Raw genomic sequence first — 21,845 nt, forward strand, 5'->3', positions numbered from 1 at the left:
GGCGCGGGCCGGTTGGCACTGGGCTCACCGGCCCCGCTCCGGTTCTCAGAGCAGCGGCTCGACGATCAGGATCACTCCGAACACGGCGAACGCCGCGGCCGCGCCGTACCGGATGATCTTTTCGGGCAGGTGTTTGCCCAGCATGCGGCCCACCACGATGGCCAGTGCGTCGGCCGCCACCATGCCGACCGTGGAGCCGATCCAGGTACCGAACCAGCCGTGCTGCGTAGCGAGGGTGATCGTCGCGAGCATGGTCTTGTCGCCCAGTTCGGCCAGGAAGAAGGCCACGGTGACGGCGATCAGCGCCGACCTTGTGGTGGTCTGGGCCTTGCGGGCCTCTTCGTCGGTCAGTTTGTCGCCGCGGAGGGTCCAGAGCGCGAAGCCGAGAAAGGCCACACCGGCGACGATGCTGATGGCGGTGGTGGGGAGCCAGTCGCCGATGAGGCCGCCGATGCCCACGCTGACCAGGTGCACGGCGGTCGTGGCGATGGTGATGCCGGCGAGCACCGGCCAGGCCTTGAATCGGGTGGCGAAGGTCAGTGCCATGAGCTGGCTTTTATCGCCGAGTTCGGCCACGAAAATGACCACCAGGCTGATCCAGAACGCTTCCAAGGTCGCCTCTCCTGCCGCTGTGCGACCGGACCGGAAGCGGAACCGAGGGGGATCTTCGGGCACGCGACTTCGGCCCGGCAGCACCGCACGCACACAATCTGTGCACGCACAACGTGTCTATGACTGCCAGGCCGAAGGTCTCGTCCGCCCGTGAAGGCCCGCGCGACCGGGCACGCAGAGCGTGCCAGCATGTCGATCACGCGATTGGGACTACTCCCCTTCGGTACTTGGATGGTAACAGCACCGCGCTCAGAAGTGTTCCCCCGACCCCCGGCTTGACATCCCGGCGGGAGCTGGATAGAAAACCAGAAGGTTATGAAACTAACAGGTTATGAACTCGCCGACCCTCACCAGCTTGACGCGACCTTCGCGGCGCTGGCCGATCCGACGCGCCGGGCCATCCTCACCCGGCTGGCAGCCGGAGAGGCCACGGTGCGCGAGTTGGCGGCGCCGTTCAGCATGAGCCAGCCGGCGATCTCCAAACACCTCAAGGTGCTGGAGAGGGCCGGGCTCATCTCCCGCGGACGGCAGGCGCAGCGGCGGCCGTGCCGGCTGCGGGCCGAGCCGCTCAGGGTGGCGACCGACTGGTTGGCGAACTATCGCGACTTCTGGGAAGAGAGCTATCAACGCCTCGACCAGCTGCTCGGCGAGGTGCAAAGGCAACAGGCCGCGGAGATCGAGCGGCCGGGGGGAAATCATGAATGACCGGCTCCAGGTGACGACGCCCGCCGACGACGAAATCATGCTGACCAGAGCGTTCGACGCACCAGCGACCCTGGTCTTCGACGCGTGGACCAAGCCTGAGCTGCTCAAATGCTGGCACGGCGCCCGCGGCTGGAATCTCGTCGTGTGCGAGGTCGACCTCCGCGTCGGCGGCGCCTGGCGTTTCGTGTCGCGGGGGCCGGACGGCACGGAGATGGGCATCCGCGGCGTCTACCGCGAGGTGGACGCCCCGCGGCGGCTGGTCCACACGGAGTATTACGACGAACAGTGGGTCGCCGGGGAGTCCGTGGTGACCCACGAGTTCGTCGAGCGGGACGGCGGGACGACGCTGGTCAGCATCGTGCGCTACCCCTCGCGCGAGGTGCGCGACCTCGCACTCAAGTCGCCCATGGAGCGGGGCCTGACGGAGAGCTTCGCCAGGCTCGACGAGGTGCTCGCCGACCGCTGAGCCCCCCGCACACAGGCATATCAAACTGCTTTCACCCGCCCCTCCGGTGCGAGGGTCACATCGCGGTGTGGAAGGTGCACATAGGGAGGAAAACCCAATGAACTGGACGCTGGAAGTCGTCGTGGTCCCGGTCTCCGACATCGATCGTGCGAAGGAGTTCTACGCCGGCAAGCTCGGCTTCAACGTCGACCACGACACCGTTGTGCCCGGCGGTCCACGCGTCGTCCAGCTCACGCCGCAGGGCTCGGGCTGCTCGGTCGTCATCGGCACACAGCTCAGCGACATGGAGCCCGGCTCGCTGCGCGGACTGCAACTCGTCGTCAACGACCTGCGCAAGGCCCACGCCGAGCTCGTCGGGCGCGGCGTCGAGACAAGCGAGGTGCAGGTGGCCGGCGAGTCGGGCTTCCGCCCTGCGGGGCCGCAGGACGACGACCTGAACAACGTGGGGTTCTTGTTCTTCAAGGACCCGGACGGCAACTCCTGGGCGGTCCAGCAGATCACCTCACGGCCCTGAACACCCGGCCTTGACGCCGGATACCCGTACGGCCCTGCACGCCTGGTCCCGAGGCTGGGCCACCGTACGGCCCTGCGCGCCTGGTCCCGAGGCTGGGCCACCGTACGGCCCTGCACGCCTGGTCCCGTCGCCGGGCGACCGTACGGCCCTGCACGCATGTGGCGCTTGGTCCCGCCTGCCATGGTCGGCAGGCGGGAGCAGCGTCGTTGAAGAACCCGCTCAGGCGGTCAGAGGGTCAGTCCCACCATGACCGGTTCGTTGACGAGCGTGACGCCGAACTTCACGTGCACCCCGTCGCGGACCTCCCGCGCCAGGTCGAGCAGCTCGCGCGCGGAGGCGGAAAGACCCGGGTTGGTGAGGGCGAGGGTGTGCTTGGTGGAGATGCGCACCGCGCCCCGGCTGTACCCCTTGGGGAAACCGGCGCGTTCGATGAGCCACGCCGCCGGGACCTTGACCGTGCCGTCGGACATATCCCAACGTGGGTGACCCGGCGCACGCTCCTCAAGCTCCATCGCCTGATCTTCGGTTAAGACGGGATTGGTGAAGAACGACCCCGCGCTGACGGTGTCCGGGTCCCGGGCGTCAAGCACCATGCCCTTGGAGCGCCGCAGGGCGAGCACCGCCTTGCGGGCCGCGGCCAGGGGCACCCTGTCGCCGAGTTCGACGCCCAGCATGAGGGCGAGCTCCTTGTAGGCGATCGGGCCGGACAGGTGCGAACGCTCCAGCGCGTACGTCACGGACACCACAACGTGTCGTTCCGGAGCGGCCTTGAACGCGCTGAACCGGTAGGAAAACCCGCACTCCTCGGCGTCCAGGTCGATGAGCTCGGCCTTCTCCCGGTCGAACACCCGGACACGCGCGATGGTCTGCGACACATCCTGGCCATAAGCCCCGACGTTCTGGATCGGCGTGGAACCCACCAGACCCGGAATCCCGGACAGGCATTCGATGCCCGACCAGCCCTCCCTGACGGCACGCTCGACCAGCTCGTCCCAGTCCTCACCCGCCTCGACCGTGACGAGGACCATGTCGCCGGCCTCGTCCACGGCGACGCCCCGCGAGGCCACACGGACGACCAGCCCGTCGAAGCCGTCGTCGGCGACCACAAGGTTGCTCCCGCCCCCCAGCACGAGCACGGGCTCGCCGATCGCGTCGGCCGACGCGATCATGCGGACCAGCGCCTCAGCCGACTCCGCTTCCGCGAAGGCCCGCGCCGGCCCGCCCAGTCTCAACGTGGTGTACGGCGCGAGCCGTACATCCTTTTTCCGGTCAGCCATCCGTGTCCTCTAGCAGCCGTACCCCGTCCAGCCGTGCCAGCTTATGGGTTGGGGACGGAAGAAACGGTCATCCAACGCTCTACACCGGATTCGCGGCGCGCTTGGGTGATTCTCCTCCGTGGCTCACGCGAGCTGCACAACCGCCTGAGCACGGGACAGAACCCGCGTGCCACCGGAGCGGACGGTCAGGGCGACAAGCACACGCCGGTGCTCCAGCTTCTTCTCGACCGTGCCGCTCACCTGGATGAGCGTGCCCTTGTCGTCGTCGGGCACGACGACCATGGAGGAGAACCGGACGCCGTAGTCGACCACCGCGCCCGGGTCGCCGACCCAGTCGGTGATGAAACGGCCGCCCTGCGCCATGGTGAACATGCCGTGGGCGATCACGTCGGGCAGCCCGACGGTCTTCGCGAACCGCTCGTTCCAGTGGATGGGGTTGAAGTCCCCCGAAGCCCCGGCATACATCACAAGGTTGATCCGGCGCACGGGGTAGTCGGCCGCGGGGATCTCGTGGCCGACCTCGACGTCGTCGTAGTTGATCGTGGCCGTCGCGGTCACGCCGCACCTCCGCGCTCGATGATGGTGTTGTAGGCGGTGCAGACGAGTTTGCCGTCGGCGTCGGTGACGTCGATCCGGATGGTGATCAGCTCATTGGTGCCGGCCGTGCGGATGGTGGTCACCGTCGACGTGCTGACCAGCGCGTCACCGGCGACGATCGGGCGCTGATATTCGAACCGCTGCTCGCCGTGGACCACCATGGCGTAGTTGAGCCCCAGCTCGGGGTCGAGGAGTGCGTCGCTGGGCAGGCAGAACACGATCGGAAAGGTCGGCGGGGCCACGACGTCGGGGTGACCGGCCGCCCGCGCCGCCTCGACGTCCCGATATAGCGGGTTGTTGTCGCCGATGGCCGCGGCAAACTCCTTGATCTTCACGCGACTGACCTCATAGGGCGCGGACGGCGCATAGGTCCGTCCGACGAAATCGCGATTCAACACCATCGTGCCTGTGCTCCTTAACGCAAGACATGACGTTGAGAGGGGCTAGTGGCTCCGACGGTAACAGAACAAGATTCGGCCGTCGGGGCCCAAAAGAACCCTTGCCCACCGCCAGGGCGACTCGTGGTGCACGACGGCGGCACGCGGGGCCGGCTATACGATCGGCCCGGCCGGGAGAGCGCTGTGCGGCACCGCAGATAGGGCGGGAACAAGCCCGCGGGAATGCCGTGGAAACACGACAGACCGGAGTGCCGTCATGGGCACACCGGTCGTGCGTGACTAACTGCTAATGCTGCTGCGACAAACGCGTCCAGCGCGACGGTTGCGGGAAGCATGCAGCTCGCAACGCTCCCACACACCCCTCCAGGTGTGGGTGGTCCCGGCGCCTCACAGGCCCACAGGGCCCAAGCGCGGGGCGGCACGGCGCGGCCGGAAGGCCGGGCCGGCAGGGGAACCTAGCGGGTCTCGCGGTGCGGCTGGTGCGTCTTGCAGTTGGGGCAGTATTTCTTCAGCTCAAGCCGGTCCGGGTCGTTGCGCCGGTTCTTCCGCGTGATGTAGTTGCGGTGCTTGCACTCCTGGCAGGCCAGCGTGATCTTCGGCCTAACGTCGGTGGCAGCCACGTGGGAGTGCCTTTCTACGTCTGGGACAGGGACAAACCCACGCCAGCCACCCTTGCGAGGTGGCTGAGGAGGGTAGTAGCGGAGGCCGGACTTGAACCGGCGACACAGCGATTATGAGCCGCTTGCTCTGCCTGACTGAGCTACTCCGCCTTGGACCGGCGAACTAGACCGGCCACGAAAGGATACCTGACCCAAGCGAGTGTCTCGCACACGCTTGGCCCCGCCGGGGCGGGTGCAGGCGCTCTCAAGTATGCCGCAAGAACACCGAAGACCGTAAATCAATAGTCGCACCAAAAAACCAACCCAATGAGCATGCACTCATCGGGACTAATGAGAAAGGCCCGCACCGGATAATCCGGCGCAGGACCTTGGGATCGGAGCCCCGTTACGGAATCGAACCGTAGACCTTCTCCTTACCATGGAGACGCTCTGCCGACTGAGCTAACGGGGCCTCGTCCGTCTTGCGGACAGGTGTAACCATACACCGGGCCCGGCCTATGTGCGAATCATCCGCATCCCACGGCATCCCGCTCCTCCGGCAGTCGCGGCGAGACCTCCGCCCCCGCTCCTTCCGAGGCGTTGACGAAGGTCAAGCGCGCCCCAAGAACACGGGTCTGACCTGCGGCGATGGTCAGCCCCAGACCGACGCCCACTCCCCGGGCCGCGGTGCCGGAGGCGAAACGCCGCGGCCCGCTCTCCCGCAACATCGCGAGCATCTCCTCCGGAAACCCAGGCCCGTGATCTCGCACCGCCACCCCCGCCCGGTCCACGGTCACCGTGACGGGGGCGGCGCCGTGGCGTACGGCGTTGCCCACAAGATTGGCCAGGATCCGCTCCACCCGGCGCGGGTCGGTGACGACCTCGGCATCCGCCGCCACGACCGGCTCGACGCCGTCGTCGGCACGCGCGGCCGCCAGGGCCCGCCGTACAAGCGTGGAAAGCGTCCGGCGCTCCAGCGTGGGCCGCACGTCCGGATCGTCCAGGCGGGCGACCTCCAGGATGTCCTCCACCATGTGCCGCAGCACGGCGGCACGATCCCGCACAAGCTCGGTGGGGCGGCCGGGAGGCAGCAGCTCCGCCGCCGTGACGAGACCCGCGACGGGGGTGCGCAGCTCCTGGGCGATGTCCACGGTGACCCGCCGCTCGGCCGTGAGGCGCGCCTGAAGCGCATCTGCCATGCGATCGAGCGCCGCCCCCACGGCGGCCACCTCGTCGCCCCCATCCCGCCCCACGCGGGCGCCCAGGTCGCCCTGGGCGATCCGGGCCGAACTCCAGCAGCAGTTTGAGCTCCGTCGGCTTGAGCGCGACCGGCCGCCCGGGGGCTTCGACGGTGGATCGGGCGTAGTAGCCGGTGCGTCCCTTCCAGCGAATATCACTCAGAGTGATCGTTCCGGGATAGCCGTCCTTCTCGCATCCGGGCACACACCACATGCCGCTCAACTCGCCGCGGCCGACCGCCGGATCCACTCCCCAGGAGGTCCAGCGGATCTTCGACATCGAGGAGAACTCGGTCAGGGCGAGGCTTGCCGGGCGCTGGAGGGTGTCGCCATGTAGGCCACCACGTATACCGGCCCGGACCGGGTCGGGGCCGGCTTCGCCGTACGCTCCACTCGCACGCCCTCGGCCGGAGCACAGGCGCCGACCAGCACCAAAAGCGCCGCGAAGCCCCCCAGGCGCCTCATCGCACCACCGCCGGTCGTGCAGGTTACGCGATGTACGGCAGAGGCCGGCACCTTGCCGCCGAACGACCTCCAGGGGCTCTGATGTGGTGCTCACGCGGTGTTCACGGGGTTGGCAGGGTGCCGGTGAGGGTGTCGGCCCGGCGCTCTGGGCGGGGGAAGGTGCCCCCGACCTCAAATCTGGTGAAATAGCCCCTGCGGACGTCACTGAGCGTCACCGTCGCGGCGTATGGCCGGCTAGCGCACCCGGGCAGGCACCACGTGCCGCTGACCTTGCCGTTGCCGACCGCCCGGTCCGGGCCCCATGTGCTCCAGCGGAGGCCGTTCATGGAGGTGAACTCCGACAGGACCAGGTTCGCCGGGCGCTGATCGGCCCGGCCTCGCTCGTTGCCGTGGAGGTTCCAGACGCGTACGGTGGCCGGGCCTTTTGTCGGTGTGCCGTGCTCTCCCACAGCCGCGACGCCCGTGCCGCAGGCCGTGAGTGTCAGGCCAAGCACAAGGATCGATGCGAAGTTCTTCATCTCTATCCCCCTTCTCGCGATGGTGACGCTAAGGGGGGGCACTTCTCGGCTATCCGACTGCTATGTAACGGCCATCCATCGGTCTGAATCCCGTCTGGGCAGGGGGATGACCTCACAGAGATCGGCGAGGTCCACGAAACGGGACACCTGCTCGACCGACACGCAGTCCGCCACGAGCCAGCCATGCCGACGAATACGGAGCACTTGGCGCCCAGCCCGAAGCGCGGGGGTGATCGTATATCCCCCCGGGCCGACCCAGTGCCTCTCCATGACGGCACACCTTAGGGCGAATCCCACCTGTTGCGGTACACGACACACGCATCATGCGTATCGAGCATGACCATCTTGCCTGTTTTGGGTGGGTATATCCACCTTGCCGGGCGAAAGTCCTATATGCCCAGGTGCGACAGCAGACCCATCGTGGTCGACATCAACGGGGGGAACAACTCAATGAACAGGACCGCACTACTCGCGTCCGCGCTCGCCGCGGCAGCCCTCACCGGGGCCTGCGGCACGGCCGGCACCACGACCACAATGAGCAACAAGGCAGCAGCCGCACCCTTCCTCCAACGACCCCCCGAGCTCCTCAGAGCGACCCAGCCCGAGACGCCGGCGCCCATGAGCCCCGGCGAAACCATGTCGCCGGAAAGCCCGAGTCCGGGTATGACCGAATCGCCCGGTGCCACACCGGCCACACCGGCTACACCGGCCACACCATCGACACCCGGCGCCGTGGTGCCGCCTGTGGGCCCCGCCTGCAAGTCGCTACCGAGCTCGGGCCCCGGCAGCCTAAGCGACATGGCCGGCAAGCCCGTCGTCACGGCTGCGGCCAGCAGCCCGACCCTGACCACCTTCGCCGCAGCGGTCAAACGGGCCGACCTGACCGAAACCTTGAACAAGGCGAAGGACATCACCGTCTTCATCCCGTCCAACGAGGCCTTCTCGAAGGTGCCCAAGGACAAGCTCTCACAACTCCTCGGCGACAAGCAGAAACTCACCAAGGTGCTCAACTATCACGTCGTCGAGGGCCGCAAGACACCCGACGACCTCAAGCAGGGCACACTGCAGACCATCGACGGCGGCGAACTCATCACCAAGAACGAAAACGGCGAGATCACCGTCAACGACGCCAAGGTCACCTGCGGCAACATCACGACAGCTAACGCCACCGTCTACATCATCGACAAGGTGCTCCAGCCCGAGTGAGGAGCTCCACGGCCCATCCACCACAGGCGGCCCGGTCGCCTGTGGTGGGGCCCTCGGACTTGCAACAATGAAGCCATGCTGAGAATAGGAACAACCGTTCTAGGTGTCTCCGACGTACGCCGTGCCGCCGAGTTCTGGATCAGGGCCCTTGGCTATGTCCACCGTGACGAGGACAACGACCCCGAGTGGGCCGTCCTCGTCGACCCATCCGGCCACGCGCCCGCCCTGGCCCTCGGCCTCAGCGAAACCCCGATCCAGCCACACCCCCGAGTGCACCTCGACCTATATGCCGACGACGCCGCGGAACAGGCCGCCGAGGTCACCCGTCTCATTTCCCTGGGCGCCACCCGGGTCGACTGGGACCTTTACCCGGAGAACGCCGACTTCATCGTCCTCGCGGACACGGAGGGCAACCGCTTCTGCGTGATCGACGAGAGCCACGGCTGACCGACGGGGCTTTGGGCTCTTTTAGCGGTCTCATCGCTCCTGGCGGGCCCATCTTCGTTCATCGGTGACATCCTGAAGGGGTCTCGCTTCGCCTGATCGACCAGGCCAATTTGTCGCGGCCACCATGGCGGAATATGGGAAAGCGGCAGAATGTCTGTTCTGTGGAATCACCTGCAGTGAGGCCGAGACAAGCGCATCGCGGTGAAACACGTGGCCCCAAGACAGAGCGACGCGATACAATCCGGGCGCCCTATTTCGGGCGGCGCAGAAACACCATGGCGAGTCAGATGAGTGTGGGTAGAAGTAGCACCAGAGCCCCTAAGGCGAGGACGGAAAGCCATTCACCGTCGCCCGGCAGGTGAGCGGAACCGTCCTCGAAATCCATCCTGGGACACTAGCGGCAAGAGTCCAGGTCCTGCATCCCCATTGGAGCACGGACACGAATCGCAACCAGCGGGGTTTGCTGCCCACACGGGCCACGCCCCGCCAGGAGACGCAGTCCTCCGCCACATTCACGTATTCGCTAATGCACGGCTCTGCCGTACCAAACATGCCTTTCCTGGCTGGGCAGCGATAGCGAATACCGGCACGAAGTGGCCAGTGTGAAGTGAAACCCCCTCGGAAACGATTGAAGCCGTTGACCCAAGGGGGCTATCAACGCGCCTTCAAGCTCGCGGCATTGTCATAAAGCGGCAAGGGCGAATCCCAGCACAGCAAGATCACAAACGGACCGGCTACCCTTCGGTTTCGAGGATTTCCATCGCCTGAAGCACGTCGGTTACAACGTGATCCGCATCGTGCTCGTGATCCCGCCATGTTCCCCGGTCGATCCAGACCGTCCGGAGGCCGACCGCACGTCCGCCAGCTATGTCCGCCGCGAGGTTGTCACCAATCATCCAACCGCCTTTGGCGAGAGTCCTGCCGCAGCGCTCGGCTGCGATCTCGAACAAGGCCGCCTCAGGTTTACGGACACCCTCAAGGCCGCAGAGCACATAGGCGTCCACAGCTTCGGCCAAGCCCGTCTGCTTGATCTTGCCAAGCTGGTTGTCGGGGGTCCCATTGGTGATGATGGCGACCCTCCATCCCATCGCGCGAAGTCGTGACAGCCCATCCGTCACCTCGGGCCGGCATCGGACCAGGTACGGCATCCGCCGGCGGTATCGGCTCCACAACTCATCGACCGACTGGGACAAGGCGAACCGCTCGCGGACCTTGCGGAAGAACACCTCGCGATGGGGGTAGCCGGCTGCGTCCAAACCGATCAGCCAACCAGCCGCCTCGCATCCGAGACCATGCTCGTCCACGAACTCCCCCACCCACACCCGGAAAGCCTCGTCCAGGTTCACGAGCGTGTTGTCCAAGTCGAAGAGCGCGAGCCGCTGCATGAACCGCATCGTACGAACGCGATCCGAGAGCCTGGGCGTGGGGAGCGCCAGACGGGGACTCATGGCGGCATCCGGCTCAGAATAGATAGTCGATCGTCCCGCCACTTTATGGAGATCATCTATGGCGGCCAAGGACGGCATGGCGATCGCGGGGAGCCTTGCCGGAGAATCCGAGCTACACGTTCAGGTCGTCCTGTGAGTTCGGCAGCAGGCCCAGCACCTCGTCGACCGCTTGGCTGATGATCTCGGGTTGCTCAAGTGGAATCTGGTGGCCGGCCCGCTCGGCGACCACCACTTGCCCCTGCGGGGACTGGTCGGCCAGGGCATGATGGTCGGCATTGAGATGGTCTAGCTGCGCCTTGGGCATCCGCGGCCGTCGGCCTGCCGTGATCACGCGGATGGGCACGGGCGGCACTCGGCTCTCCTGACGCGCCTGCTGGACCTCGCGCATGGCGTTCTGCATCCCGGCCAGGGTGACGGCCAGTTCGCGCAGCGACTGCGCATTGGCGCCGCCGAACATCGCACGGAGGCGCAGCAGCCGTGGGATAAGAAGGAACCACAGGTTGCGTACGAGTGCCGAGCCTGGCGGGGTTCCGCCGGCGGTCGGATCCACGAAGACCAGTCCCGCCACGTCACCGGGATGGCGGGTGGCATACAACTGGCCGACGAGCCCACCGTAGGACCAGCCTACGAGTACCACAGGCAGTTCAAGATGCAGGGCGTGAAGAAGTCGGTGCAGGTCATCGGCCATCTCTGCGAGAGTACGGGCCTGCGATCCGCCGGAGCGGCCAACGCCGGCCCGGTCGTAGGTCACCACGGTGGCCCGCTCGGCCAGCATGCGCTCTAAGTTCTCTCCCCAGCCGCCTATGCCCTGGCCTGAGCCGCCACACTCGAGAACCACGGTAGGACCTTTCCCGCGGACCTGTACGCAGAGCACGTGGTCGCCTACATCGACCATCACCGGCGTCGGGACATCGTTGCTTTCGGAGCTCTCATCCCATTCCATGGCGTCAACTTAGATTGACCGCCACCCTCACGTCAACCAGAGTTGACGAACGCGCGCATCTCTCACCGACAACAGCCGCAGCCGCCAGCTCTACGCGGCCGTGTCGCTCAGGCTCAACAGTGGCGTGCCGGCCCCCGGGGTCGCCAAGCGGGCGGGACAGCATGGATCTCCTCCTACGGGTCTATGCCAAGTGCATCCACGGCAGGAGGGAAAGGCCATGTGTCGGATCCTGGACGCGACCCAGCGTTGATGAGGACCTGGCCGTGCATTTGCCGCGACACGTCGCAGAAAGCCGCCGACAACCGTAGGCAGTCGGACGCCAACACAAAGAGCCCTTCACCGCGTTTCCGCTGGTGAAGGGCTCTTCTTGCTGCTGGTGGCAGGTGATGGGTTCGAACCATCGTAGGCTGAGCCGACGGTTTTACAGGGGATTCCTCCAAACAGCCGCTCACTGCCTCTGACCTGCTGCGCAGCCGTCCGAGGGCATGCCTGCCCCTAAGATCATTCCGCGTACTTTCCGGATCACGGAAGACGTACACCGCGCCAACCAACTCATGCCTGCGTTTGACGACAGCAATCACATCCTCGGTGAGCCGTGCCGAGGAATGCAGCATAGATCGTCGATCGCCCCGCCGCTCCACGGAGATCAGCCATAGTCAGGCGATCGTGAAGGCGACCTCAGGGCTGTCAGCTTGAGAAGCGTATGGATCATGGCATGCGGTGGTGTCGCCTTGCACCTCGTCGGCGACACTGGCGGCATACTTCCACCCCGGCTGCACGATGATCAGGCTGCCTGCCTGTACTGAGGCAACCGCTGCTCGCAATTGTGAAGGGGGGCCGTCGACCCACCTCCGGGAGCGCGCATTCGGCACGCAAGGTCAATGTGGAGCACCCCTTGGACGAGCGACCTTGTCCTCGTAGCCGCGGCCTGCCTGGCTTGTCCTGAGGCGATGGCAGGTGAGACGATCAAACTTCGGCCTCGGCCTCTCGCGAACCTCAAGCTCGCACGGTGACACTTCCCGGCCTCGGAGCACTTCGCCGGAGGCTTTTCTTGTCAAGCTTCGTACAGGCGAGCCTGCTGTGCTCGCCGAGTCTCGTTCTACTCACTTTGGAGAAAGCGTGAGGCAAAGGCGTAACAACATCTTCTCGGAAGAGCGTGGGGCAGAGTTGCTCTACGGCATTCTCACTCTCATCTCTAGCGAGGAAGGGCTTCGGTCCCACCAGGTAGATGCCCGAATGCGGCGCGAGTTTCCCCCAATAGGCATTGAACTCGACCCGAGCTCGGACAGGAAGGATCAGTATGAACATGGACTTCAGCGGCTGACCTCGGATGTTTCCACGGCGAAGAGCGGGTTGGGAGCTGAAGGCTGGATCGACAAGCGCACTAGGATTTGGCGAATCACGGACCTGGGGCGGGAAGCGATAGCCCGGGTGACGGATCCGGTCCAGCTGTTCAGGCTCCGGGACCGTCTTCGCGACAAGTCATAGGAGAGCGGGAGCCTGGAAGGTCGAGATCCGTGCGCGCCGCGCGCCTAACGGTGTGGAGCGCCGCCCTTAAATAGGCCCCGCCGTCGGACAGCGTGAAGGTCGACTGAGCTGGTGTGTCGATGGAAAGCCGCTCTAAACGGTCAAGGCCCGGCGTAGGATTCAATGAGCCTTTCTCTCCTCGGGCAAGTTCCTAGTTTTGTAGGACCGCGAGCTTCCCCACGAGTCCCTCTCGCCCCCTTCCCTGACGGGCATGCAGCGGGCACGCGCATGCTGATATTCCGGCGGCTTGACGATCACCGGGAGCCAGGGCCCCTCGCTGGAGGCAAACTGTCGGTGTAGGTGTCTATCTTGATCTATGTGAAGAGAACTCCCAAAAGTGTAGGTGTCGAACTCGCTTTAAGGTGGAGACGTGCCGGCGAGATGACCGCGAGCTTCCTCCCGGGAAGTCAGGAGTTATTTCATATTTGGCCGCCTCCATCAGTGCCCGCTGGTGCTGGAGTGTACCGCCTTACTATCTCAGTCGATAGCCGATCGATGGTATATATCGGTGAAGGTGCTTGCCTCGCGGCTCGCGTTCGCTACTATACTCGTCGCCATAATACAAAGAGGAAGACTACTCAAACTCTATTTTCTGAAGAGATCAGGACGGCTTTAAATGAACATAGAAAAGTCGTAGTCGATGTTGCGACCACTGGCACCATAAATATCACGGGTTTTGAGCGCCGTCTGATTATGGAACATGTCTCAGATAGAAGGTTTGCGGAGGCAGCGGCCGTGATGAATGAGTGGGAGAGGGACAAAGATGGGCTCATCGAGATTTGGAATCGTGTTCTCGATGACCAGAAGTGGTAGCTCCCCCGATGGGCTGACGATCTAGAGCTGGGCGGAGCTGCTGATTTAACCTGCGGTCTCATCGCTCTCTGTAAGGGGTCGCTCAGTCCCAAAGACTTGTAGCGCTCTGTGACGTTGGCGTTGAGAGGCCGTTGGCACGTCTACGGATATACAGTAACGGCGATTTGCTGGGTACTCGATAGGCCAGGGTTAAAGAACGAAGTCCCGGACTGCCGATCGCCCCCAGCCATGTACAGAGATCAGCCACCATCAGGCGATCGTGAGTGTGATGCCGGTGCGGCGGCGTGGCAGAGGTCAGGCGGCGGGTTTGGGGAGCACGGTCCGGGCGCTGCACGACGAGCGGAGAGCGGATGCGCGGCGAAGCTGAACTGCGCCCCAAGGGCTGGGGGTGCACTGTCAGCTTGGGAAGCGCATGGATCACGGCCTGCGGTGGTGCCGACCTGCGCGTTTATGAGTCCACTAGTGGCCTGGCCTGTCCCCTCTTCACCTCGGCTAATTGCATGGCTATTGCACGGCGCTCAAGCTGCCTGCATGGTCAAGAGGCAACTAGTGTCGGCTGTTGCGGTGGGGGAGACCGGATGGGGAGAGCCTACTGGCGGCTTTGGTGTCGCTACGCGGTGGACCGGAGTTGAGGGGCGAGGTCCCTCAAGATTGCAGACTGCCCCGACCTGCGGAGCGGTACAGAACCAAACCGCACCGGAAGTGCGGAGTGGGGGGCGTTCAGGATGGTTCCACCTGGCCCGGCTGGACCAGGTGGAACGTGTCTGGTCAATCCTGTGCGACTAAGGCTGCAACTAGATCAGAGGGTTCGGCGGCACGGCTGAGCTGCTGGAAGGGGGGACGCCAGTCATCCAGACAACTGGCCGTGGCCGGTGGTCTATCCCTTGTGACTCGTCACGCGGCCGATGTACATAGCGAGAATGACAGCTACGGCAGTCACCATCTGTTGTACCTCAACGGCCTGTTGGCCAGCCTGAACAAGCACGACAACTAGTGCCGTGATGATCAGTAGGGCGATGAGAGGGTGGTTCTCGGGGGGTATAGTCCTCATGACGTGCTCCTTCGTGAGTGCGTAGCCAAATCACCGCTCGGATGCTCTTGCCGGAGGCCGGGCGGTGATTTGTTATGTTAAAGCCACTAGTGTTGTTGTGCAAATTTGCTGTGTACTAAGTGCATAAGCGTGGCTGTGTTGAAGTGTCTGCTACCCCCCCGTTGCTCCTGACCTGCTGGTATGAGCGTGTAGTTGCCGCATGGGGCTCACTTGTATGACTTGCTTGTGCGGCTTCCCGCTTCTCGCGCTTGAGCCTCACGTGTCTGACGTCTTTGATCAGGCTTCGTTCGCTTGGTTTTAGAACTTAAATCATCATGTCGGACGAAAGTTTGAATTAGAGTCTCTAAATGATGCCGATTTGGTTGATTTAGATGTCCTAAACAATTTTGGTTAGGCAGGCTAATATTGGGGATCGCCAAACCATTTCAAGGAAGCCTGTTCTGATTCTTGCTTCGCAGGTCAGGCGTGATCTGGCGGTCATGAGGGGCACATATGGCGGTTTGATTCGAAACCAAACCGTGGATTGAGGGGCAACGGAACCCCTGATTCCTTTCGTCCAGTGATTACGTGCAGTGATTACGTGCGCGGAGAGGTGCTCGCTCGGTAGGCCGGGGCTGAGGAACGAAGTCCCGGACTGGCGATCGCCCCCGACCACGCACGGAGATCAACCACCCTCAGGCGATCGTGAGGGCGATCCCGGTGCGGAGGCGTGGCAAAGGCAAGGCAACGGGTTCCGTGCGAGGTGTACAGCGGCGCGGCCCAGAGCTGCCGCCGGTCGGGACCGGCGCCCACGCCGCATGCCCGGCCGGCGGCAGGCGGCGGGCCGCACGGCGGCGCGCAGCGCCGCCCTTGATACCCCATGAGAACAATTCGGCAGTGATCCGGACTGTGCGGCGCTGGATGGGCGGGCTGCTGGTAGAACGCTTGTGTGGAGGATCGTCGGGATCGCCTGCGGGCGCTGGGTGAGCTGTTGCGGCGGCTGCGCAAGAACGCTGGGCTGACGGGGAAAGAGCTGGCGTTGCGGGCCGGGGTGGCTCAGCCGACGGTGTCCCGGATTGAGACCGGGCGGCTTCTTCCGGTGCCGGAGACGGTTGATCGGCTTGTTGAGGCGCTTGGGCTCGATGAGGCGGGGCGGGCGGAGTTGGACGGGCTGCTTGTGCGGCTTCGGGATGAGGTTGCACGGCTCAAGGGCGGGCTTGCCGGGCGGGAATCGGCGAACGCGGCTCGGCTGCGGGCTGCTCGGCGGGTGGTGTCGTTTCAATCGGCAATGATCCCGGCGCTGCTGCAAACCGGGGAGTACGCGCGGCTGGCGCTGTCGATCGGGCGGGAGGTCGAAGAGGAGGACGCGGCCAAGGCTGCGGCGGTGCGGGTTGAGGCGCAAGCCGTGCTGTTCGAGGCGGGGCGTGAGTTCTCGTTCCTGCTGACCGAGGGGGCCGTTCGTACGTGGCCGGGGCCGCCGGCGCTTATGGAGGCGCAGTTGGACCGGTTGTTGCAGGTGGCCACGCTGGCTCATGTGAGTGTGGGCGTGGTTCCGTGGTCGGTGCGGGCACCCGTGTTTCCGCTGCACGGGTTCACCGTCTATGACGACTCGGTGAGTGTGGTGGAGAGCCTGACGGGTGATCTGACCTTGTCGGAGGTCGGGGAGCTTGCCGTGCACCTGGAGACCTTCGAGGCGTTCGCGGGGGTGGCGGTGTACGGCGAGGAGCTGCGGGAGCTTCTCGGGCGTATCGGTGCCGACTATCGCACCTTGGCTGCCCGCCTCTGAGATTTGACGCATTTATGCGTCGAATACCTTGAGATAGTTCTAGGGTCACTCTTACGCTTGCGGGACGCGTGTATAGCCCCCTAGACATCGGAACTCGCCATGCCACCTTGGCGTATATCCCGCACCTTCCTAAGCTCCCCTGTGGCGATCGGTGAGGCCCGGCGGTTCACCACCCTTTTCCTGAAGGGGTGGCCCAGCCTGGACGACGCAGAGCTGATCGTGAGGGAGCTGGCCACCAACGCCGTCCGCCACACGCGAAGCGGTGATTTTGGCGGCCACTTCACGGTGTGTATTCGTGTCGATGGCGTCACGGCCTGGCTGGCGGTTGTCGATCAAGGGGGACCCCGGACCCCGCACATGCTTTCCGAGCAGGCGGACGAGGAGAGCGGGCGCGGTCTGCGGCTGGTCGCCGCTCTCTCGCTGTATACCGTCGCGGGTCGCGAGAAGTCCAAGACGTTCGAGAAATCGGCTCAGGCGAAAAACTGGCTCTCGGTCCTCCGTCAGGCGGCGAAGAACGGGGAGGCGTTCGACATCGCGGCGGGGCTTCCGATGTCGATGGTGAAGGCGAAGGAGGCTCGTACGTTCTACAAATTCGCCCTGGCTTACGTGGACATGAAGTGGCGCATGCAGCGCCCAAGAGCCGCGACAGCATGTCGGACGCGCTTGCCACGGTCCTCCCTGCCCTAGCGAGCGACAAGCCGGGACGGCCGGAAACCGTGGCTCTGCGTCGCGCTCTCAGAAAGTACGTCCTTATGCCGGAGGGTATGCGGCCTGATCCTCCGGCTGATGTCGCCAAGGCTCTCCGGTGGCTGGAAGCCGCCTCCCTAGACGTGAAAGCACTGTCGGCGACCAAGGTGATCCGCCCGGCGCTCGACTCGCTCACGCTCAAGCTCGATGGTACGAAAGCCGCGGCGAACACGATCAAGCGGAAGCGCGCTGTGGTTCATCACGTGCTTGAGTACGCCGTGGAGCTGGAAGAGCTGGATTCAAACCCGCTCCACCGGGTGAAGTGGAAGCCTCCGAAGACGACCGAAGCCGTTGACCCCAGGGTAGTCGTCAATCCGCTTCAGGCTCGGGAGCTTCTTTCAGCGGTCGCGCGGGTCGGAGAACGCAGGATCAAGCGTGGCCGGCGGCTCATGGCCATGTTCGCTTGCATGTACTTCGCTGCGCTTCGACCGGCTGAGGCGGTGAGCCTCCGGCTGGACAACTGCCATCTGCCCCTCAAGGGGTGGGGACGGCTTACTCTCGACGCTTCCCGGCCGGAGGTGAACAGGCGGTGGACCGATAGCGGAGACGCTCACGAGGTTCGCGGGCTCAAGCACCGGGCGGCGAATGACGTGCGAGTCGTGCCCATCCCTCCCGAACTGGTGAAGATCCTTCGGCAACACATCGCAGAGCTTGGCGTCGCTCCGGACGGACGGCTGTTTCGCAGCGAGCGGGATGGTGTGGTCGCCTCGACGGCCTACACCGAAGTCTGGCAAGAGGCGCGGAAGCTGGCTCTGTCTCCTGCTCAGGTCGCCTCGCCGCTGGCGCAACGTCCTTACGACTTGCGGCACGCGGCGGTGTCGCTCTGGCTCAACGGTGGCGTGTCGGCCCCTGAGGTCGCCAAGCGGGCGGGGCATGGTGTTGACGTTCTGCTCAGGGTCTACGCCAAGTGCATCGACGGACAGGAAGAGATCGTGAATCAGCGCATTTAGGCGGCGCTCACGGCGTGATCGGCCTCTGGGTTGAAGGGCTTCGGATGATCTCCGGAGCCCTTCTCCGTTTCAGGGATGGCAGACACGCCGAGTCTGTTCCGGATCATGGCGCTCTAGCTGGGCAGACAGCCCATGATCCATTCCGGATATATTCCGGGAACAGTCATATCCGGCTGCATCTAGCCTCCGTTGGCTGCATGATCCCGAAACGCAGAAGAGGCCCCGGAGGGCCTCTGATCTGCTGTTACTGCTGGTGGCAGGTGATGGGTTCGAACCATCGTAGGCTGAGCCGACGGTTTTACAGACCGCTCCCTTTGGCCACTCGGGCAACCTGCCTTGGGTGTGTCGCTTGTTTGGCGACAGGTAGAAGAATAGCGGACTTCTGGGCGTGGCGTGACATCGGCGGATGGGGCTTGGGGGGTGGGTGGGGACATTGGGCTGGGGTTGTGCGCGGCTGCCGTGGGGGGTGGATCGTAGCTAGGCTGATCAGGGCCCGTGGCGGTGTGGTGCGGCGGGTGGCCGGGTGCCGGCTTCGTGGCCGTGGAATGGGTGGCGGGGTTGGGGGCGCCGGGAGTTTGGTGGTCCGTGTTCGGAAAGGTCATGTATGGCTGACGCATCGTTCGACATCGTTTCCAAGATCGACCGGCAGGAGGTCGACAACGCGCTGAATCAGACGGTCAAGGAGATCGCACACCGGTTCGACTTCAAGGGGACCGGTGCGAGCATCGGGTGGGTCGGCGCGCAGAAGGACGTCGAGATCAAGGCGAACGCCGAGGAGCGGGCGCTGGCGGTGCTCGACGTGTTCAAGGAGAAGCTGGTCAAGCGGGGGCTCTCGCTGAAGATCCTTGACTCCGGGGAGCCGAAGTTGTCCGGGAAGGAATACCGCTTGGGCGTCGCGCTCAAGGAGGGCATCGACCAGGACAACGCGAAGAAGGTCTCCAAGATCATTCGCGATGAGGGGCCCAAGGGGGTCAAGGCTCAGATCCAGGGGGACGAGCTCCGGGTGAGTTCGAAGAAGAAGGACGACCTCCAGGAGGTCATCTCCCTGCTTAAGGGCAAGGATCTGGACATTGCCCTGCAATTTACTAACTATCGCTAGCGAGCGCCTCTATCTCCTCGTTAGAGATACACCCAGGGAATAGGGTAAATGTCCGGGGCACATGGCGGAATCGGGATTCAAACCGTTCTTCCTGTGCCCTTGACCCTTTTCTCTCCCATCATTTTTAAGAGGGGACCTAATAAACTAGTCGATGGCCGTTCCCGGCTCGGCCTTTCGTGGGAAGCTCGCGTTCATCTGGACGACGCGGGACAACGAAAGGAACCACCATGCGCAAAGAGCTGGCCCTGCTGGCGGCGGCGGCCACGACGTTGTTCACTGCACCAGCGGAGGCGGGGGCCACACCCGCCCCGAAGGAGACTGTGCGTTATGCGTGGGTTAAGTCGTGCGTGAAGGACAAGGACAACGACTTCCCTTGTGGTCCGTGGATGCTGACGACCTCCACCGGGCGGGAGGTCAAGCTCACCGACGCTCAGGTGCTGCCGAAGCTGGCGAGCGGGACGGTCGTGCGGGACGCGGTCACGCAGTTCCAGGTCAGCGGGGATGGGCGGCTAGTCAATTATTTCCGTAAATCGGATGGCAAACTCGTAATACGAGATATCGCCAGCGGGTCCGTCTCGCCTCTGCCGGGTGGGGCGGCTTCACTCCCCAGGGGGCTGGGGATGAATGACCTGGATATGCACTTCTCCCCCAACGGGCGTTATCTGGCCATCGATTATTTTGATGAGAAGGCCACGCAGCCCACTCTCATCGTGGATCTCCTCCGCCGCACGACCGTCAAACTGCCGCCGGATGTCACTGTGCACGGATTCAGTCAGAATGGTGCACGATTGCTCGTGTCTCGCGGCACCGACGACAACACCACCGAATTCGTGGTTTACAGCTCGAACGGCACGGAATACGAGAGCCGGGTCGTGCCTCAGGTGGTGACCAACAATTCGCCCATCGCGCTGGCGAACGACGGGGTCACGGTCGCGCTCGTGATCACCGGGCCCCGGGCGGGGATGAAGCCGAAGATGCGGGTCTACAACATGGCCACCGACGAGATCTCCCCGGCGCTCACCATCGAGCTCCACAAGAGTGAGACGCCCAAGCTCGTGACCTGGGGCAGTGGGGAGACCCTCACGATGTGGACGACCACGTCAAACTCCCAGGAGGAGATCACGGCGGCCTCCCGCCGCACTCTCCATGCGGACTCCGGAGTGACGGAGCGGCGTGATTCCTTCCGCATCCCGCGCAAGCTCTGGACCTGGTGGTTGCCCGGCGAGTGACAACACGGCCTTCCGCATCCCGTGGAAGACGAGTCATGTCCTGGACTTCCGCATCCCGCGCAAGCTCTGGACCTGGTGGTTGCCGGGCGAGTGACGCCCCGGCCCCTTCCACATCCCCGCGCAAGCTCTGAACTTGATGCTTGCCCGGCGAGTGACGAAGCGAAAATTTCCCGACCGGCCGCGAGCCTCAACCCCTCGCGGCCGGTTCTCTTTTGTCGCCAAGTCCAACCGGTTCAATGTACGGCGAAAGCCCGGCACAACCTTCAGCCTCCCCGGTGGCGTCGGCATCCGAAGGGACACCTCATCTTCCCCTGCAGTTAGCCATTCCCCGACTAACGCCGGTAGCCCGCCATGCGCTCCAGGCGGGCTACCCGCTCGGCGGTGGAGGGGTGTGTGGCGAAGAGGCGGCCGAGGCCGCGGCCGCGGAAGGGATTGGCGATCATCAGGTGGGCGGCGGAGGCGAGGCGGCCGGTCTCGGGGAGGGGGAGGTCTCGGCCGCGCATCTCGATCTTGCGGAGGGCCGAGGCGAGGGCGAGCGGGTTGCCGGTGAGCAGGGCGCCGCTTTCGTCGGCTTGATATTCCCGGGTGCGGGAGATGGCGGTCTGGATCACGCCGGCGGCGACGGGGCCGAGCACCATCATGAGCAGCGCGCCGATAAAACCGGGGCCTTCGTCGTCGTCGCCGCTGAAGAAGGCGGCCACCCAGCCGGCGAAGGTGATCATTGTGGCGAGGGCGGCGGCGACGGAGGAGATGAGGATGTCCCGGTTGTAGATGTGGGACAGTTCATGACCGATCACGCCGCGAAGCTCAGCCTCGTCCAACGTTTTCATAAGGCCGTATGTCACGCAGATGGTGGCCTTGCGGGGGTTCCGTCCGGTCGCGAAGGCGTTGGGCTGCATGGTGGGTGAGATGTAGAGGCGCGGCATCGGCTGCCGTGCTCCCGTGGATAGCTCACGCACTATGCGGTAAAGCATGGGCTGCTCGACCTCGCTCACCGGCCTGGCCCGCAGGGCGGTCAAGGCGACCCGATCGCCGAAGAAGTAGGCGACGACGATGGTGACGAGGGCGGCCAGCAGAGCGAAAGGGGCGAGGAACCCACCACCCAGCCAGGTGCCCACCACGACGATCAGGGTGGACATCGCGCCCAGCAGCACGGCGGTGCGCAGGCCGTTGTGGTGCATTGCCCCCCCTTCGAGGTACGGATTCATGGTCTACAACGTTCGTCCGGCGA

At 64.6% G+C, this 21,845-nt stretch carries 22 protein-coding genes and 3 tRNA genes; 11 read left to right on the plus strand and 14 right to left on the minus strand.

The features are described from left to right. Positions 1 to 45: 45 nt before the first annotated feature. Positions 46 to 612, minus strand: a complete 567-nt coding sequence (locus tag Ssi02_RS18050; protein WP_204026941.1) for a TMEM165/GDT1 family protein — start codon at positions 610 to 612, stop codon at positions 46 to 48. A gap of 315 nt (positions 613 to 927) precedes the next feature. Between Ssi02_RS18050 and Ssi02_RS18055 the strand changes: the two genes are divergently transcribed. From Ssi02_RS18055 to Ssi02_RS18065, 3 genes are all read left to right on the plus strand, one after another. Further along, a complete protein-coding gene (locus tag Ssi02_RS18055) occupies positions 928 to 1,317 on the plus strand; it encodes an ArsR/SmtB family transcription factor (RefSeq protein WP_204026943.1) in 390 nt (129 codons plus the stop codon). Further along, positions 1,310 to 1,783, plus strand: a complete 474-nt coding sequence (locus Ssi02_RS18060; RefSeq protein ID WP_204026945.1) for an SRPBCC family protein — start codon at positions 1,310 to 1,312, stop codon at positions 1,781 to 1,783. The genes Ssi02_RS18055 and Ssi02_RS18060 overlap by 8 nt, the downstream gene beginning before the upstream one ends. 97 nt (positions 1,784 to 1,880) lie before the next feature. Beyond that, on the plus strand, positions 1,881 to 2,297 hold the full coding sequence (locus tag Ssi02_RS18065; RefSeq protein WP_204026946.1) for a VOC family protein: 417 nt from the start codon (positions 1,881 to 1,883) through the stop codon (positions 2,295 to 2,297). Positions 2,298 to 2,524: 227 nt separating this feature from the next. Here the strand turns inward: Ssi02_RS18065 and Ssi02_RS18070 are convergent, their stop codons facing one another. The 9 genes from Ssi02_RS18070 to Ssi02_RS18110 form a co-directional block, all read right to left on the minus strand. Continuing rightward, positions 2,525 to 3,574 carry a UDP-N-acetylmuramate dehydrogenase gene (locus Ssi02_RS18070; RefSeq protein WP_204026947.1) on the minus strand — a complete coding sequence of 350 codons (1,050 nt, stop codon included), beginning with the start codon at positions 3,572 to 3,574 and terminating at the stop codon, positions 2,525 to 2,527. 123 nt (positions 3,575 to 3,697) lie between these two features. Further along, entirely contained in the window at positions 3,698 to 4,132 is a 435-nt protein-coding gene (locus tag Ssi02_RS18075) for a MaoC family dehydratase (RefSeq protein ID WP_204026948.1), read from the minus strand. Further along, positions 4,129 to 4,572: a MaoC family dehydratase N-terminal domain-containing protein gene (locus tag Ssi02_RS18080; protein WP_204026949.1), complete on the minus strand. Its 444-nt coding sequence runs from the start codon at positions 4,570 to 4,572 to the stop codon at positions 4,129 to 4,131. The genes Ssi02_RS18075 and Ssi02_RS18080 overlap by 4 nt, the downstream gene beginning before the upstream one ends. 452 nt (positions 4,573 to 5,024) lie before the next feature. Next, a complete protein-coding gene (gene rpmG / locus Ssi02_RS18085) occupies positions 5,025 to 5,189 on the minus strand; it encodes a 50S ribosomal protein L33 (RefSeq protein ID WP_093169131.1) in 165 nt (54 codons plus the stop codon). Between the two features lie 76 nt (positions 5,190 to 5,265). Beyond that, positions 5,266 to 5,339 (minus strand) — tRNA-Met (locus tag Ssi02_RS18090). Between the two features lie 228 nt (positions 5,340 to 5,567). Further along, positions 5,568 to 5,640: transfer RNA gene (locus Ssi02_RS18095), tRNA-Thr, on the minus strand. 55 nt (positions 5,641 to 5,695) lie between these two features. Then, positions 5,696 to 6,565, minus strand: coding sequence for a sensor histidine kinase (locus Ssi02_RS18100; RefSeq protein ID WP_275410704.1), 870 nt, complete (start codon positions 6,563 to 6,565; stop codon positions 5,696 to 5,698). 135 nt (positions 6,566 to 6,700) lie between these two features. Next, complete coding sequence (locus Ssi02_RS18105) at positions 6,701 to 6,871, minus strand: hypothetical protein (protein ID WP_204026952.1); 171 nt, start codon at positions 6,869 to 6,871, stop codon at positions 6,701 to 6,703. 101 nt (positions 6,872 to 6,972) lie between these two features. After that, complete coding sequence (locus tag Ssi02_RS18110; protein WP_204026954.1) at positions 6,973 to 7,389, minus strand: hypothetical protein; 417 nt, start codon at positions 7,387 to 7,389, stop codon at positions 6,973 to 6,975. Between the two features lie 450 nt (positions 7,390 to 7,839). Between Ssi02_RS18110 and Ssi02_RS18115 the strand changes: the two genes are divergently transcribed. Both Ssi02_RS18115 and Ssi02_RS18120 read left to right on the plus strand, forming a co-directional pair. Continuing rightward, complete coding sequence (locus Ssi02_RS18115) at positions 7,840 to 8,595, plus strand: fasciclin domain-containing protein (RefSeq protein WP_204026956.1); 756 nt, start codon at positions 7,840 to 7,842, stop codon at positions 8,593 to 8,595. Between the two features lie 75 nt (positions 8,596 to 8,670). Further along, a complete protein-coding gene (locus Ssi02_RS18120) occupies positions 8,671 to 9,042 on the plus strand; it encodes a VOC family protein (RefSeq protein WP_204026958.1) in 372 nt (123 codons plus the stop codon). A 734-nt stretch (positions 9,043 to 9,776) separates the two neighbouring features. Here the strand turns inward: Ssi02_RS18120 and Ssi02_RS18125 are convergent. After that, positions 9,777 to 10,427, minus strand: a complete 651-nt coding sequence (locus Ssi02_RS18125; protein WP_204026960.1) for an HAD family hydrolase — start codon at positions 10,425 to 10,427, stop codon at positions 9,777 to 9,779. A 175-nt stretch (positions 10,428 to 10,602) separates the two neighbouring features. Continuing rightward, complete coding sequence (locus Ssi02_RS18130) at positions 10,603 to 11,433, minus strand: alpha/beta fold hydrolase (RefSeq protein ID WP_204026962.1); 831 nt, start codon at positions 11,431 to 11,433, stop codon at positions 10,603 to 10,605. A gap of 1,836 nt (positions 11,434 to 13,269) precedes the next feature. Between Ssi02_RS18130 and Ssi02_RS18135 the strand changes: the two genes are divergently transcribed. The 4 genes from Ssi02_RS18135 (at position 13,270) to Ssi02_RS18145 (ending at position 18,286) form a co-directional block, all read left to right on the plus strand. Then, positions 13,270 to 13,773 (plus strand): hypothetical protein, encoded by a 504-nt coding sequence (locus Ssi02_RS18135; protein WP_204026964.1) that lies wholly within the window; start codon positions 13,270 to 13,272, stop codon positions 13,771 to 13,773. Between the two features lie 1,979 nt (positions 13,774 to 15,752). Further along, positions 15,753 to 16,589 (plus strand): helix-turn-helix domain-containing protein, encoded by an 837-nt coding sequence (locus tag Ssi02_RS18140; RefSeq protein WP_204026966.1) that lies wholly within the window; start codon positions 15,753 to 15,755, stop codon positions 16,587 to 16,589. A 141-nt stretch (positions 16,590 to 16,730) separates the two neighbouring features. Then, positions 16,731 to 17,276 carry an ATP-binding protein gene (locus tag Ssi02_RS38775; protein ID WP_239129011.1) on the plus strand — a complete coding sequence of 182 codons (546 nt, stop codon included), beginning with the start codon at positions 16,731 to 16,733 and terminating at the stop codon, positions 17,274 to 17,276. Further along, positions 17,240 to 18,286, plus strand: coding sequence for a tyrosine-type recombinase/integrase (locus Ssi02_RS18145; protein WP_239129012.1), 1,047 nt, complete (start codon positions 17,240 to 17,242; stop codon positions 18,284 to 18,286). Before Ssi02_RS38775 ends, Ssi02_RS18145 begins: the two co-directional genes overlap by 37 nt. A 251-nt stretch (positions 18,287 to 18,537) precedes the next feature. Here the strand turns inward: Ssi02_RS18145 and Ssi02_RS18150 are convergent. Continuing rightward, positions 18,538 to 18,622: transfer RNA gene (locus tag Ssi02_RS18150), tRNA-Tyr, on the minus strand. A 268-nt stretch (positions 18,623 to 18,890) separates the two neighbouring features. Between Ssi02_RS18150 and Ssi02_RS18155 the strand changes: the two genes are divergently transcribed. Beyond that, on the plus strand, positions 18,891 to 19,385 hold the full coding sequence (locus Ssi02_RS18155) for a YajQ family cyclic di-GMP-binding protein (RefSeq protein WP_204026968.1): 495 nt from the start codon (positions 18,891 to 18,893) through the stop codon (positions 19,383 to 19,385). A 227-nt stretch (positions 19,386 to 19,612) separates the two neighbouring features. Next, positions 19,613 to 20,614, plus strand: coding sequence for a WD40 repeat domain-containing protein (locus Ssi02_RS18160; RefSeq protein WP_204026970.1), 1,002 nt, complete (start codon positions 19,613 to 19,615; stop codon positions 20,612 to 20,614). Between the two features lie 332 nt (positions 20,615 to 20,946). On the opposite strand, the gene Ssi02_RS18165 is transcribed toward Ssi02_RS18160, so the two are convergent. Further along, positions 20,947 to 21,795: a M48 family metalloprotease gene (locus Ssi02_RS18165; protein WP_204026972.1), complete on the minus strand. Its 849-nt coding sequence runs from the start codon at positions 21,793 to 21,795 to the stop codon at positions 20,947 to 20,949. Positions 21,796 to 21,845: the final 50 nt, after the last annotated feature.

The sequence above is a fragment of the Sinosporangium siamense genome (genome assembly GCF_016863435.1).
Taxonomy (GTDB): domain Bacteria; phylum Actinomycetota; class Actinomycetes; order Streptosporangiales; family Streptosporangiaceae; genus Sinosporangium; species Sinosporangium siamense.

Coding starts and splice junctions, on each gene's coding strand:
- Ssi02_RS18055 (WP_204026943.1), top strand. CDS start 928: ATGAAACTAACAGGTTATGAACTCGCCGACCCTCACCAGCTTGACGCG.
- Ssi02_RS18060 (WP_204026945.1), top strand. CDS start 1,310: ATGAATGACCGGCTCCAGGTGACGACGCCCGCCGACGACGAAATCATG.
- Ssi02_RS18065 (WP_204026946.1), top strand. CDS start 1,881: ATGAACTGGACGCTGGAAGTCGTCGTGGTCCCGGTCTCCGACATCGAT.
- Ssi02_RS18070 (WP_204026947.1), bottom strand. CDS start 3,574: ATGGCTGACCGGAAAAAGGATGTACGGCTCGCGCCGTACACCACGTTG.
- Ssi02_RS18080 (WP_204026949.1), bottom strand. CDS start 4,572: ATGGTGTTGAATCGCGATTTCGTCGGACGGACCTATGCGCCGTCCGCG.
- Ssi02_RS18105 (WP_204026952.1), bottom strand. CDS start 6,871: ATGAGGCGCCTGGGGGGCTTCGCGGCGCTTTTGGTGCTGGTCGGCGCC.
- Ssi02_RS18110 (WP_204026954.1), bottom strand. CDS start 7,389: ATGAAGAACTTCGCATCGATCCTTGTGCTTGGCCTGACACTCACGGCC.
- Ssi02_RS18115 (WP_204026956.1), top strand. CDS start 7,840: ATGAACAGGACCGCACTACTCGCGTCCGCGCTCGCCGCGGCAGCCCTC.
- Ssi02_RS18120 (WP_204026958.1), top strand. CDS start 8,671: ATGCTGAGAATAGGAACAACCGTTCTAGGTGTCTCCGACGTACGCCGT.
- Ssi02_RS18125 (WP_204026960.1), bottom strand. CDS start 10,427: ATGCAGCGGCTCGCGCTCTTCGACTTGGACAACACGCTCGTGAACCTG.
- Ssi02_RS18130 (WP_204026962.1), bottom strand. CDS start 11,433: ATGGAATGGGATGAGAGCTCCGAAAGCAACGATGTCCCGACGCCGGTG.
- Ssi02_RS18145 (WP_239129012.1), top strand. CDS start 17,240: ATGTCGGACGCGCTTGCCACGGTCCTCCCTGCCCTAGCGAGCGACAAG.
- Ssi02_RS18155 (WP_204026968.1), top strand. CDS start 18,891: ATGGCTGACGCATCGTTCGACATCGTTTCCAAGATCGACCGGCAGGAG.
- Ssi02_RS18160 (WP_204026970.1), top strand. CDS start 19,613: ATGCGCAAAGAGCTGGCCCTGCTGGCGGCGGCGGCCACGACGTTGTTC.
- Ssi02_RS18165 (WP_204026972.1), bottom strand. CDS start 21,795: ATGCACCACAACGGCCTGCGCACCGCCGTGCTGCTGGGCGCGATGTCC.